We start from the raw sequence: 15030 nt of genomic DNA on the forward strand, positions 1-15030 counted from the left end.
AAAGTGGTTGCGGGAGCCGGATTTGAACCAACGACCTTCGGGTTATGAGCCCGACGAGCTACCAGACTGCTCCATCCCGCGACAATTCGTCGCTAGTTCCATATGCTGGTGGATTAGATTTCCTATCTAATCAATTACTTATATCAGTAATTTAGAGTAAATTATTTCAGGAGTTAGATTTAACTAACTGCCTTCGTGATATTAGAAGCGAGCCCGAGGGCGATTACTATAACTTAATATCAAGTACAACTTAAAAGTGGTTGCGGGAGCCGGATTTGAACCAACGACCTTCGGGTTATGAGCCCGACGAGCTACCAGACTGCTCCATCCCGCGACAATGCTTTAGGGTTATCCCCTCTGATGGCCGTGCATACTATATAAATTTTTAATTATTGCAAGGATATTACGAAAAAGAATTTCTGTATGCACAATTAATGACCAGAACAGGCTTGAACGCTGATAAAATGATAAGTTTTGCTGTCGTAATTAACCTTTTATTCACAAAATAAGCATAGCCTACATTTAATTATAAATTGAAGTTAATTTTCTTGATGTTTGTTTTAATTATGTAAAAAATATACATAATTTTATTCTGCGTCTATATTTTTATGTATTAAATAGGGAAGGTTTAAATTTAGTTTGATTTTGACCATTAAATTAAATCGTGTTTATGGAAGGTTATTTTTGATTGAGTTGGAGAGTCTATGTTTTGTTTTCGTCAAGGCATTACTAACAAAGGTTTTATACTGCTAGCTTCTGTCGTCACTAGTTCTAGTATGAGTTTGGCCCATGCAGCTGAGTTTGAGCTTGGTGATTTCACGATTAATTTCGATTCTTCTTTTACTGCTGGTGCGAGTTACAGGGTTGAAAGTCGAGATCAAAATTTGGTTGGTAAAAACAATAATCCAGAATTGCTCTGGGTTGATGGCCCTAATAAGTACAATGCAGTGATCCCTAGCTTAATCCGTTACTCGAATTCTGAAGTGTGGGCACAACAGGGGTCTTACTCTGCCAATGGCGATTTGTCGAATCTTAATTATGATGCTGGAGATGCATTTTCTAAAATTATCTCAGGCACACATGAGCTCGATATTAATGCGGGCGATTGGGGATTTTTTAGTCGTTTTATGTATTTTTATGACCAAGCTGCGAATAATCACAAAGGTTGGCAAAATCCATTAACCGGTAAAACTTACGATCTATGTAAAGATCCAGAAGCTAAAGCCAGAGTCTGTCAAGATTTTAGAGTGCTAGATGCTTTTTTGTACGGTAATTTCAATTTTGGCGATACACCTGTTTCAGTTCGCTTAGGTGATCAAGTTGTGAGCTGGGGAGAAAGTTCATTAATTTCGCACGGAATTAATGCCATCAACCCAGTTGATATCGCTCGACTCAAAGCACCAGGTGCCGAGTTAAAAGAAGCTTTCATTCCTGTTGGTATGTTATGGACTTCGATTGGTTTAACCGAAAATGTGTCGCTTGATATGTTTTATCAATATGATTGGCAAAAAACAATTTTGCCAGCGCCAGGTAGTTATTTTTCTACCAATGATTTTGCTGGTGACGGTGGATACCAAAATAATATTCAAATTGGTTTTACCCAACACCCAGATATGAACGCCGAGTATGTCAGTAATGAGATAAATACTTGGGTTAAAGCGTCTTTAGCTGAAAATGCGGCGACTATGCAGGGTATTTTAGCTCAGTTAGCAACTGCCTCTTCAGCTCAAGAGCAAGCGCAACTTGCTCAGGGTTTCTATCAAATTACAGCGCCATATTTTACCTATGGTACAAAAACGTCTTTACGAGCTAAAAGCAGTCAAGACGTTATCCCTAAAGACAGTGGTCAATATGGTTTAAAATTAACGATTTATTCAGCTGATTTGAATGATAGTGAATTTGGCCTGTATTACTTAAATTATCATAGTCGTCGCCCTGTCATTTCAGGAACAGCGTCTAATTTCGAAATCCCAAGTATTGCAGCAGATGTAGGCTACATTTTAGCGAACGATATTACCCCAGATAACATTTATAATTTAGGTGCATTCACCACTGGTTATTTAGAGTATGTTGAAGATATTAAACTATATGGTTTAAGTTTTAATACTAGCTTAAACGAAACGGCGATTGCAGGTGAAATAGCTTACCGTCAAGATGAGCCATTACAAGTTGATGATGTTGAGCTGATTTATGCAGGTATGCCGAATCAGTTGGCAAATGCAAATTTACGGCCTGAGTTTAACGAGCTATCACAGATTAAAGGCGTTGCATCTGGCGGTACAGCTAAAGGTTATATTTTATCGGATACAGTGCAAGCGCAGGCAAGTATCACTCAATTATTTGGACCTAAATTAGGTGCAGACTCAATTGCAGTATTAGTTGAAGCAGGTGTTGTACAAATTTTGGATATGCCTGATTCAGATGTGATGCGTTTAAATGGTCCAGGCACAGCCAGAGGCGGCGTTTTACCACAAGGCGAACTATTTCAAAAAGCCTTATCGAACGGTGCTGAAACAACTCAATTCCCGAGTGAGTCTGCTTGGGGTTATAAAGCATTGATTAAGCTGACTTACAATAATATCTTCTCTGGTGTTAACTTTAACCCAAGAATCGTGTTCTCTCATGATGTAAACGGTACAACGCCTGATCCTATGTATCTATTCGTCGAAGACAGAAAGTCAGCGGCCATTAACTTAAATTTTGATTATCTAAACAGTATTTCTTTTGATTTTGGCTACAACGTTTTTTGGGATGGCGTAGGTAACTCAAATGTGTTTGAAGATCGTGATTATGTCACTTTCAGTATTAAATATTCGTTGTAGGGTTTAGTTATGACATATAGAAAAATTTTCACACAAAAAACATTGATTGCAAGCTTAGCTCTGAGCATATTAAGTGGACAGGCCTATGCAAAAGTCACGGCAGAACAGGCTGCTCAACTCGGTAATAATTTAACCCCATTAGGTGCTGAAAAAGCTGCGAATCAAGATGGTTCTATCCCGAGTTGGACTGGTGGGGTTACAAAAGCCCCTGCTGGTTATAGCAAAGGCGATCATCACCCAATACCATTTCAAGCGCAAAGCCCGTTATTTACGATTGATATAAATAATTATCAAGCTTACCAAGCTAATTTAACGGAAGGTCAAATTAGCTTATTAAAAACCTATCCTCAGACCTTTAAAATGCCAGTTTATAAAACCTACAGAACGGCATCTGTTCCCGATTCGGTATATCAAGCGACAATTAAAAATGCAACGAGTGCAGAGTTGGTTGATGATGGTAATGCGGTTTCTAATGCAATTTTAGGCATACCATTTCCTATTCCTGCAAATGGTTTAGAAGTTATTTGGAATCATATTTTGCGTTATCGCGGTGAGCAAATGGCTCGCTGGGGTGGGCAAGCTGCGCCTACTTCATCTGGTGATTATACTGTTATTGGTTTTGATGAAGAAATTATCTTTAAATATGCCCAACCAGATGTGACGGCTCAACAATTAACTGAAGATAATATTTTAAATTACTTTAAACAGCAGGTTACTTCGCCAGCACGGTTAAAAGGTACGGCACTATTAGTGCACGAAACGCTCAATCAAATTAAGCAGCCTAGGCAAGCTTGGACTTACAACACAGGCCAAAGAAGGGTACGTAAAGCGCCAAATATTGCTTATGATGCACCAGGTACAGCGTCTGATGGATTAAGAACCACAGATGATTTTGATATGTTTAACGGCTCTCCAAGCTATTACGATTGGACGTTAAAAGGTAAAAAAGAAATTTATATTCCTTACAATGCTTATAAGTTGCATGCAGAAGGGGTGGATTATGCTGATATTTTGCATACTGGCCATTTAAATCCTGAAATGACGCGTTTTGAAAAGCATAGAGTGTGGGTGGTTGAAGCTCAGCTTAAATCTGATAAACGTCACATTTATAAAAAGAGAGTTTTTTATATAGATGAAGATAGCTGGCAGATCGCATTAGTGGATGCATACGATAGCCGAGATCAGCTTTATCGGGTCAATATGATGCATGCCATTAATTATTATGAAGTACCAACACTTTGGACCACTATGGATGTTTATCATGATTTAAACTCAAGACGCTATTTAGCACTGGGTTTAGACAATAATGAAAAAATGTATGATTTCGGTGTGCAGTTAAAAGAAAGTGACTTTACACCGCAGGCGTTAAGACGAAGTGGTCTTAGGTAATTAGAGAAGATTGTAAATGCATTTTAGGCGCATATCTGGGTTTGTTGTTGGCTTGGTCGTCTCACTTATATTTAGTGCTCATGCGAGTGCTAAATATAAGCCATTAATCTTGGATATGATTCAGGTTAACTCAGGACAATATCTTGCTGTCGGGGAAAGAGGCATTGTTGTTAGTTATCAGTTAAAGGAAACATCTCAAGGCATAGCGCAAACAAACCAAACTGAGATTGAAACACCAACTTCTTTTACGCTAACCAGTATTACTAGAACCGAAGATACTTATTGGGCGGTAGGTCATAACTCAACTATTTTGAGAAGTACAGATGCAGGAAACACTTGGTCAATAAATTTTCAAGCCAACAGCCATTCGCCGTTTCTTGATATTATCTTTTTAACTCCAAACGAAGGTATTGCGATAGGGGCTTATGGTTTGTTTTATCGAACACTAGATGGCGGTAAAACATGGCAAAAAGAAGTGAAACTCGGATTCCTGATTGAAGATGATCAGTTATATCTTAAAGATCTTAAAATGTCAGAACCTGAGTTTTTTCAGCAAGAACTGGCCGCGCTGCAACCGCACTTAAATCAAATTATTTCTCATGGCGATACATTAATTTTAGTCGGCGAAATGGGATTAGTTGCTGTCAGCCGAGATAAAGGGAGTAGTTGGCAACGCTTGCCAGATGTTTATTCAGGTTCCTTATTTGATGCGGCTATTTATTATGAAAAACTGATTGTTTCTGGGTTAAGGGGACATATCTTTGAAATTGATATTGATTGGCATAATTTGACTTTTATCGAGTCACGACAAATAAACCTGAGTCAGCCAGTTAACATTAACAGAATCACAATCGACCTAACACAAAACCAAATTTACCTAGTGGGAAATAGCAGTCACGTTTGGATTTGGGATGGGGTGAGTGCTAACGCTAAGCTTCATATTGGAGATAAAAAACTCAGCCAACAAGACAATATCGCATCCATTACGGTAGCGGAAAAATATCTTTTATTAACCGGAGATTTAGGGATTAGTTTGGTTAATCGAGCCAAGAGTGAACCTTGATTAAATGAATCAGTTTATCGACTTTCTACAAAAAATAATTTTTCGTCATAGATATTTGGTGCTTACCAAATTTTTAATTCTCACTGTATTTTTTGCATATCAAGCCAGCCAAATAAAACTGGATGCAGGTTTCACTAAAAACATCCCTTTACAGCATAGTTACATGCAAACTTACCTTAAATATGCGGATGAATTTGGTGGGGCTAATCGGGTTTTAATCTCTGTTTGTAATCAGTCGGGTGAAATATACCAAGCTGAATTTTTTACTCAATTAAAACAAATTCATGATCAACTATTTTTTATTGAGGGCGTCGATCGATCTCAAGTCACTTCGTTATATTCACCTTCTGTCAGATTTACTGAAATTGTTGAAGATGGTTTTGCGGGTGGGCCAGTGGTTTCTTCTGATTTTGATAACTCACCTGCCAGTTTACAGAGGGTAAAACGGAATGTAGATAAAGCTGGTCAGGTGGGTAAGTTGGTTTCTAATAATAGCCAGTGCGCTATGTTAACAGCAGTCCTGTTAGAGCTTAACCCTATCTCAGGTCAACCGATTGATCCTATATTAATCGCTAACAAACTAGAGCAAGACATCAGAGGTAAATACCAAAGTGACCTTTACTCTATCCACATCATTGGCTTTGCTAAAATAGTTGGTGATGTTGCTGCAGGGGCGAAAGACGTTGCGGTATTCTTTGCGATTGCAATTCTGATCACGGCGGGTTTAGTTTACTTATTTTGCCGTTCTTTTCGTTTAATGTTGTTTCCGATTTTATGCTCTGTTATTGCTATGATCTGGAAAATTGGCATTTTAAAAACGCTGGGCTATGGCATAGATCCTATGTCTATTTTGTTACCTTTCCTGATTTTTGCAATAGGTGTTAGCCATGGTGTCCAAATGCTTAACGTTATTAATAAGCAAGTACATCAAGGGAAAAGCTCTAAGCAAGCGGCAGAAATAGGCTTTAAACAACTCTTTTTACCCGGCTTTATCGCGCTTGTTTCTGATTGTATTGGTTTTTTAACTATCTTAAGTATAGATATTGGTATTATCCAAGAGCTAGCAATTGCTGCTTCAATAGGGGTTGGTGTTGTCATTTTAACCAATCTTATTTTATTACCGGTAGCGATTTCATTTTTAAATATTAAGACGAGTGACAAGGCAAAGCTCGCCATACAGCAGCAAGATGTTTGGGTCGAAAAAATCTGGCAAAAACTATTATGTTTCTGCCAACCTAAGGTGGCTGTCGGAATTGTAATTGCATCTTTCATCATATTTGGTTTGGGATTAAAAGGAGCTCAAGAACTCAAAATTGGTGACTTACATTCAGGTGCCCCCGTGCTGCATGAGCATTCCCAATATAATCAAGATACATTTTCTATTGTTAATCACTATGAAATAGGCGTTGATGTACTCTCAGTGATTGCCGAAACTAAAGCGGATGGCTGTACTTCGTTTGAAATTATGAACCGTATTGATCAGTTCCAATGGTTATTGTCCAAGCATGACTCAGTTCAATCGAGCGTCAGTTTAGCGAGTATCGCCAAAATAATAACCTCGGGTTATAACGAAGGTAATCTAAAGTGGCGAGTTATACCGCAAGACAGCAGAAGTTTAGCTCAATCTGTCAGTCGAGTACCGACAAGTTCGGGTTTACTGAATACAGATTGCAGCGCTATGCCGATTATCTTATTTTTAAAAGATCATAAAGCTGAAACCATAGATAGTATCATTCAGTTAATCGAAACGAATCAGGCGGATTATGAATCCGACGAGCTTAAATTTAAATTAGCTTCTGGACCTGTTGGGGTTATGGCTGCGACGAATCAAGCGGTTGCTCAAGCCCAAATTCCTATGATGATATATGTCTATAGTGCAGTCTTTGTTTTATGTTTAATTAGTTTTAAATCAATCAAAGCAACGATTGCCGTTATTCTACCCCTATTTGTTGTGTCTACTTTAGCCCAAGCTCTAATGGCACAGTTTGAAATAGGCCTAACTGTTTATACCTTACCTGTCATTGCATTAGGTGTAGGGATTGGGGTTGATTACGGGATTTATATTGTCTCAAGCTTAGCTATTTATTTAAGGCAAGGCGAGTCATTAAATAACGCGTTTAAATCGGCTTTAATCGAACGTGGTAGTGCTGTGATATTCACCGGTTTAACTTTAGCTATAGGTGTGAGCACTTGGTTTTTCTCAGCGCTAAAATTCCAATTAGATATGGGCATATTGTTAACCTTTATGTTTGTTGTGAACATGTTAGCCGCAATAATTGTGTTACCTGCCTTGTGTAGATTGTTTTGGTGGCGTAAATAGTTAAATTATTGTAAAAAATATTTAATATTTTCTTGTACTTAAGCTAATCTTATACTAATTGATCATCAGTCAAAGGCGGCCATAGATGACCCAGCTAAAGAATAGCCCATCAGTACTTTTAGAAAACGTAGAAAAATTAATAAATTCTAAAATCGACAGTAAGCATGTTGATTTAGTTAATCAATTATCTCGGTTGATATACAGAGATATATCCAGAGAAGATCTGACCGACAGAAACGATAGTGATTTGTACGGTGCAGTTGTTAGCCTTTGGCATACCTTAAACGATTATGATAATGCTCACCCAATTATCAATGTATTTAATCCAGGCCTTGCAAATAATGGATGGCAGTCTAATCACACTGTGGTAGAAATCGTCACAGCAGATATTCCGTTTTTAGTCGATTCTATTCGCTTGGCATTTACTCATTTAAATATCACGTCCCACTGGCTACTTCATCAAAGTATTCGTCTTGAGCATGATAAGTCTAAAAAGATTTCTCAGATTTCACAAAATGGCCAAGCGAGTAAAGCGCATCGCACCGCTGTGTTTATGATAGAAATAGACAGACAATCATGCGAGCAAGATTTAGCCAAAATTAAGCGTAGTATTTGTGCCGTCATCGACCAAGTGACATTGGCGGTTGAAGATTGGAAGGCTATGGTTGATAAGTGTAAATCTATTATTAAAGAATTAGACTCACTGCCAGACAAAATTGAAAGTAGCCAAATATCAGAAGCCAAAGCTTATTTAAATTGGCTAATTAAAGACAAATATACCTTTATGGGGTATAGAGAATATGACTTAGCTGCTGTTTCTGGTGGCTATAAACTCAGTCGTGTTCAAGCATCTAGCTTAGGACTAATGAAAGCGTCAAAAGGGAGTGACACTCGTCTGCTATCTGAGCTACCTAGCTCAGCAAAAGCAGAGGCGCTAAGTCAAAATTTAATGATATTGACTAAAACTAATTCTAAGTCGGTCGTTCATCGTTCGGCTTATATGGATTATGTCGGGATTAAAAAATTCGACAGCAAAGGTAAAGTTATAGGTGAGCATAGGTTTATTGGTTTGTACTCATCTGATTTTTATAACGACAGTGCGCTGGATATTCCACTGGTGCAGCACAAAATTAAACGGGTACTTGGCCAAACGGGTTTCCAGACAAGCTCTCATGCTTATAAAGCCATAGTTAATATTTTAGAAACTTACCCTAGAGAAGAAATCTTGCATGCTAAAGAAGATGAGATTCAGCAAATTTCACTTGGCATAATGCAAATGCAAGAGCGCGGTGTTGCCAAATTATTTATCCGTAAAGATATTTTTGGGCGGTATTTTTCGTGTATGGCATACGTACCGAGAGACAAATACAACACCCAATTACGCAAAGCGACACAAGCTTTATTCCAACGCCATTTAAACAGCAGTGAAGCGGTAGAGTTTAATACTTATTTATCTGAATCTAGTTTAGCGAGAACGCACTATATGGTTCGAGTAAAAAATAACAATTTTGATATTGATGAGCATAGTATTCAAAACAATATGATTGAGTTAAGTAAAACCTGGGAAGATAAGTTTGAACGCTGCTTAATGTCGCACTACGGAGAAGAAAAAGGCAAAGCCATTAGTCAAAAATACGAGAATGCATTTTCCCGTAGCTATAAAGAGACTGAATTACCGTCTTCTGCTTTAGTTGATATTGCCAAACTTGAAAGTTTGTCTGATAAAAATAGATTAGGCATGATTTTTTATCGCCCGCAAGAAGCTGAAAAAGACAGTGCTCAGGTTAGGTTAAAGCTGTTTCATCGTGACGAACCTATTCATTTGTCAGATGTGTTACCTATGCTTGAAAATTTTGGCTTAAGAGTAATCGACGAAAGACCCTATAAAGTGACTGCAAATGATGGTCATGTAAATTGGATTTTAGATTTTTCAATGCAGATGCGCTCCGGGATTGGTATCGATTTAGAAACCAGTAGAGAAATCTTCCAACAAGCATTTCAACAGGTCTGGGCTGGCGAACTAGAGGATGATGGTTTTAATCGTCTAGTGCTTCAAGCAAATGTTTCAGGGCGTGAATCTGCTATTTTACGCTCGTACGCTAAATATATGAGGCAAATCGGGACTAGTTTCAGTCAGAGTTACATTGAAGACACGTTTGCTAAATATCCAGATATCGCGAAACAATTGATTCAACTTTTTGTCTGTCGTTTTTGCCCAGAAACAGACTTTGAATTACCTCAACAGCAAGAGTTACTCAGTGGCATAGAGGCGGCATTGGATAATGTGGCCAATTTAGATGACGACCGAATTATAAGACGTTATGTTGATATGATTTGCGCCACTCTAAGAACCAATTTTTATCAAGCTGCAGATAATGGTTCACCTAAAAGTTATATATCGTTTAAGTTAACGCCTTCTTCAATTCCTGATATTCCAAAACCTGTACCGCATTTTGAAATATTTGTTTATTCACCTAGAGTGGAAGGTGTGCACTTGCGTGGTGGCAAAGTCGCTCGAGGCGGGTTGCGTTGGTCAGACCGAAGAGAAGATTTTAGAACCGAAGTATTAGGCCTAGTTAAGGCGCAGCAAGTTAAAAATACTGTGATAGTACCAGTTGGCGCTAAAGGTGGTTTTGTTTGTAAGAAGTTACCAGAATCCGGTGGCCGACAAGCTTTTTTTGAAGAAGGACAAGCATGTTATCGAATATTTATTCGTGCTCTGCTAGATGTCACAGATAATATTGTTAAAGGGGAAATATTACCACCTAAACAAGTCGTTAGGCATGATGACGATGACCCTTACTTAGTTGTGGCCGCCGATAAAGGTACGGCGACTTTTTCTGATATCGCAAATTCAATTTCAGAAGAATATGATTTTTGGCTGGGCGATGCTTTTGCTTCAGGCGGAAGTGTTGGTTATGACCATAAAAAAATGGGCATTACCGCACGCGGTGCTTGGGAATCGGTTAAACGTCATTTTCGTGAAATTGGCATCAATTGCCAAACAACTGATTTTACCTGTGTCGCAGTTGGGGATATGGCAGGGGATGTATTTGGTAATGGTATGTTGTTATCTGAGCATACTTGCTTGGTTGCAGCATTTAATCACATGCACATTTTTATTGATCCAAATCCTGATGCAGCAAAAACTTATGTCGAGCGAAAAAAATTGTTTGATTCGGTCTCGGGTTGGGCTGAGTACGATCAAAAATTAATTTCTAAGGGCGGTGGTTTATTTGAACGTTCAGCCAAATCAATCAAACTGACAAAAGAAATTAAGGCCTTATTGGATACAGATAAAGATTCAATGGCGCCAAGCGAGTTAATTCATTGCATTCTACAGATGAAAGCGGATTTATTATGGAATGGCGGTATAGGGACTTATATTAAGTCAAGCAAAGAGAGTCACAGCGATGTTGGTGATAGAGCAAATGATAGCGTTAGAATTAATGGTAATCAGGCTAACTTTAAAATTATTGGTGAGGGTGGCAATTTAGGTTGCACTCAATTAGGACGGATTGAAGCAGCCAAAAAAGGTTGTCGGGTAAATACTGACTTTATCGACAATGTCGGTGGTGTTGATTGTTCGGATAAAGAAGTTAACATTAAAATTTTACTGAATACCCTAGTTGCAGATGGCGAACTAACCTTAAAAAAACGCAACGAATTACTTTATAGCATGACAGCTGAAGTGTCTGAGATTGTGCTTAAAGATTGCTACCGCCAAACACATTCTTTATCTGTTACTCAGTCTAAAATAAGAGACCAGCTTAAAGAGCAAACTCGTTTTATTCATGGTTTGGAAAAATCTGGTTATTTGGATAGGGAGCTTGAGTTTTTACCATCTGATGATGATTTGGCTGAGCGCCAAGCTGCAGGTAAAGGCTTAACACAACCAGAATTATCAGTACTGATTGCTTATGCCAAAATGGTTTTAAAAGAGCAGTTTAATACACCTGAAATTACTCAAGAGCCACATCTAGCTCAGTCTTTGTTAGATTATTTCCCTAAAGTGTTAAAACAGAAATTTAGTAAAGCAATGCAGCAACACCCGTTGAAATCTGAGATAATTGCCACTCAAGTCGCGAATGAAATCATTAATGATATGGGGCTAAATTTCGTTCACCGAATGTCAGAAGAGACGGGCGCGAACGCATCAGAAGTCGCGATTTGTTATACCATAGCGAAAGAAATTTTTGAGCTGCCTCAGCTTTGGAAAAAAATTGAAAGCTGGGATAATTTAGTGAGTGCGGAAATTCAATCGGAAGCTTTATTCCAGCTTCGCCGTACGGTTAGGCGCGCGACTCGCTGGTTTTTACGCCATCGCTCTAAGCTTAAAACTATACGTGAATCGGTTGATTTTTATAAACCTGTGTTTGATGAATTAAGTGAAAATTTAGATAAATATCTAGTTGAAGATGAGCATGCTAAGTTAATTCAAAATGCAGAAAAATTAAGCTCTGCAGGTGTAGATGCCGATTTTGCTAAACGCTTATCTTATATAAGTACGCTATTTTCTGTGATGGATATAGCCCAAGTGATCGAAGAGAGTCAACGACCACTGGCTTTAGTTTCGGATGTTTATTACAAACTTGGTTCCTACATGGAGCTTCATTGGTTCTTGGATCAAATTAATAAGCAACCCGTAGCTAATCATTGGCAGGCACTTGCCAGAGCGGCTTTTAGAGAGGAGCTTGATTGGCAGCAAAGGTCTTTAGCCGCCGTTATTTTACGTAGCTGTACAGACCACTGTAATGCTAATGATATGCTAAAATCCTGGGCAGAACAGCACAGTGAAATTTTGGATAGATGGCGTCATATGCTGGCAGACTTTAAAGCGACTAGAAGCCATGAATTTGCAAAATTTTCAGTTGCGTTACGTGAATTGATGCTGTTAAGCCATCATTGCGATACAATGAGCTAAATCTTTCATAAATTTTAGCCGGAAAATCGAAATTTCCCGGCTTAGTTATTATGAAGCCTCGTGAATCGAGGCTTTTTTGTGGGAAAAATATGTACCAATTAATTCGATCTTTTTTATTCACTCAAGACGCTGAGTGGTCACACGACGTTACAATTAAAAGTTTAAAGAAAACAGGTGGCACACCACTAGAGTTTCTTTATAGTCAAAACATTCCTGATGCGCCGGTGGAACTATTTGGCTTAAAATTTAAAAACCCAGTTGGTTTAGCTGCGGGTTTAGATAAAAATGGTGAGTGCATTGATGCTTTTGCCGCTATGGGTTTTGGCTTTATTGAAGTTGGTACTGTGACACCTAAACCACAAGCTGGTAATGACAAGCCTAGAATTTTTAGATTACCTAACGCACAAGCTATTATTAATCGCATGGGCTTTAATAATAAAGGCGTTGATTATTTAGTTGAGCAAGTTAAAAACTCTAAATATGACGGTATCTTAGGAATTAACATAGGTAAAAATAAAGATACGCCGAACGAAGAAGGGAAAAACGATTACCTGATTTGTTTAAATAAGGTTTATCAATATGCTAGTTATGTGACCGTTAATATTTCATCGCCTAATACACCGGGCTTACGTAGCTTACAATACGGTGAAGCTCTAGATGATTTATTAGGTGCAATTAAAACCAGACAATTAGAATTAGCAGAAGAGCACGGAAAATATGTGCCTATTTTAGTTAAAATTGCGCCAGATATGGACGAAACTGAAGTCGAACAAGTTGCCGAGTCGTTAATCTCGAATAAAATTGATGGTGTAATTGCAACCAACACCACTTTAGAAAGAGAGAAAGTTAAACACTTAACGCATGGCGAAGAAGCTGGTGGTTTAAGTGGTGTGCCAGTTAGAGCGCAAAGCACTAAGGTAATTAAGTTATTAAAACAACACCTTGACGGCAAAATGCCAATTGTTGGTGTTGGTGGAATTAACTCATCTGAATCGGCGAATGAAAAACTTTCATCTGGTGCTGATTTAGTTCAAGTTTATACGGGATTTATTTATCGAGGCCCAGAATTAGTAAAAGAAATTGTATCTGGACTTGAAACACAAGCATAATCTTGTAACCTTAATATCATTAGAACTATAAATTTAACGGATAGGTATGCTACAAGCAAAAGCGGACTGGTATTGGTTTTTTGATGACGAAAGTCAAACAATACGTTTGAATACGACCGACTTTGTATTTGTGACTGCTTGTTGCGCTAAGCATTTATTACCTCACGCTGAGAGTACCGTTGCCTTCAGCGTTGATGATAATCAGGTATACACAGAGTTTTACGCTTATTTAGAAGATGAACTAAAGCTAGCAGAAGCCTTATGTGTGCAAATTGCACTAAACGCTTTAGCTCATCTTAAATTCACCCAGTTTACTCAACCTAAAAGCTGGTATTTTGCGGTTCAAAATGGCGCAAATGAAATCACTGCTCAGTCCTTAGTCAGATTACAATCTGAGTTTGAGATTGGCCAATTTTTAACTCTAGAAAGCCAAGATGATTTTCCTGTGGTTATGCTGCTTAGTAAATCAATGAAATTAACAGAATCAAAATCACTCAGTCAATTCGACGTTATCAAGGTAATGAAAAATCGTTTCATTAGTTTATCGTCAAATAAAACCCAACAATCCTTTAATTTATTTCGTGCTTAAAAATGAACAATTTCGAATTAGAAAACTTTATTAATCAAGTTTTGCGTCCAGAAAAAATCCGAGACTATTGCCCAAATGGGTTACAAATCGAAGGTAAGCCTTTAATTAACAAGATAGTGACAGGTGTGACGGCTACTCAAGCGTTAATTGATGTGGCAGTCGCTAAGCAAGCGGATGCCATTTTAGTCCATCATGGCTTTTTTTGGAAAGGTGAGAGTCCTATTTTAAAAGGGATGAAACGCAGCAGAATTAAAAGTTTACTCGCACATGATATCAACTTACTTGCCTACCATTTACCGCTTGATATCCACCCTGAATTGGGTAATAACGCTCAGCTAGGTAGTATGTTAGGGATAGATAAAATGGTGGGATTAGAAGCAAATAACCCAACCAGCGTTGCTGTAAGAGGCGAATTTAATGGTGCGAAGAAGTTATCTGAAATCGCTCAGTTAGTCGAGGACAAGCTAGGCAGAAAACCTTTAGTTGAATCTGGTGGGGATTTTGAGGTGAAAACAGTAGCTTGGTGCACGGGGGGCGGCCAATCTTATATTGAACTCGCTGCAGAGCAAGGGATCGACCTTTTCATTTCAGGTGAAGTGAGTGAGCAAACAATACATGTTGCTCGAGAAATGGGTATACATTTTATCGCTGCTGGTCATCATGCTACTGAAAGGTATGGTGTAAAAGCGCTTGGTGAGTATATTGCGGCACATACTCATATTGACGTTGAGTTCATCGATATAGACAACCCAGCCTAACCCTTCTTTTCATTCAGTAGGTTTGCCTACTGATGCAAATTTAAGTGTTAGGCTAC

At 38.3% G+C, this 15030-nt stretch carries 8 protein-coding genes and 2 tRNA genes; 8 read left to right on the top strand and 2 right to left on the bottom strand.

Annotation, left to right across the window (positions count from 1 at the left end; all coding sequences use genetic code 11):
• Nucleotides 1-4: 4 nt before the first annotated feature.
• Nucleotides 5-81 (bottom strand) — tRNA-Met (locus XM47_RS12090).
• A 176-nt stretch (nt 82-257) separates the two neighbouring features.
• A tRNA-Met gene (locus tag XM47_RS12095) sits at nt 258-334 on the bottom strand.
• A 370-nt stretch (nt 335-704) separates the two neighbouring features.
• Here XM47_RS12095 and XM47_RS12100 point away from each other — a divergent pair.
• The 8 genes from XM47_RS12100 to XM47_RS12135 all read left to right on the top strand — a co-directional run bounded on the left by XM47_RS12100 (nt 705) and on the right by XM47_RS12135 (nt 14974).
• Nucleotides 705-2822 (top strand): DUF1302 domain-containing protein, encoded by a 2118-nt coding sequence (locus XM47_RS12100; protein WP_048692840.1) that lies wholly within the window; start codon nt 705-707, stop codon nt 2820-2822.
• Between the two features lie 24 nt (nt 2823-2846).
• Nucleotides 2847-4211 carry a DUF1329 domain-containing protein gene (locus XM47_RS12105; RefSeq protein WP_172656531.1) on the top strand — a complete coding sequence of 455 codons (1365 nt, stop codon included), beginning with the start codon at nt 2847-2849 and terminating at the stop codon, nt 4209-4211.
• Between the two features lie 16 nt (nt 4212-4227).
• A complete protein-coding gene (locus XM47_RS12110) occupies nt 4228-5274 on the top strand; it encodes a WD40/YVTN/BNR-like repeat-containing protein (protein ID WP_048692848.1) in 1047 nt (348 codons plus the stop codon).
• A 4-nt stretch (nt 5275-5278) separates the two neighbouring features.
• Nucleotides 5279-7594 carry an efflux RND transporter permease subunit gene (locus XM47_RS12115; RefSeq protein ID WP_048692850.1) on the top strand — a complete coding sequence of 772 codons (2316 nt, stop codon included), beginning with the start codon at nt 5279-5281 and terminating at the stop codon, nt 7592-7594.
• An 85-nt stretch (nt 7595-7679) separates the two neighbouring features.
• Nucleotides 7680-12518: an NAD-glutamate dehydrogenase gene (locus tag XM47_RS12120; RefSeq protein WP_048692853.1), complete on the top strand. Its 4839-nt coding sequence runs from the start codon at nt 7680-7682 to the stop codon at nt 12516-12518.
• Nucleotides 12519-12607: 89 nt separating this feature from the next.
• Nucleotides 12608-13627, top strand: a complete 1020-nt coding sequence (gene pyrD, locus XM47_RS12125; protein ID WP_048692855.1) for a quinone-dependent dihydroorotate dehydrogenase — start codon at nt 12608-12610, stop codon at nt 13625-13627.
• 46 nt (nt 13628-13673) lie between these two features.
• Complete coding sequence (locus XM47_RS12130; protein WP_048692857.1) at nt 13674-14216, top strand: cell division protein ZapC domain-containing protein; 543 nt, start codon at nt 13674-13676, stop codon at nt 14214-14216.
• Between the two features lie 2 nt (nt 14217-14218).
• Nucleotides 14219-14974 (top strand): Nif3-like dinuclear metal center hexameric protein, encoded by a 756-nt coding sequence (locus XM47_RS12135; RefSeq protein ID WP_048692858.1) that lies wholly within the window; start codon nt 14219-14221, stop codon nt 14972-14974.
• The last annotated feature ends 56 nt before the right edge of the window (nt 14975-15030 follow it).

This window comes from Catenovulum maritimum, from assembly GCF_001050375.1.
Taxonomy (GTDB): Bacteria; Pseudomonadota; Gammaproteobacteria; order Enterobacterales; family Alteromonadaceae; genus Catenovulum; species Catenovulum maritimum.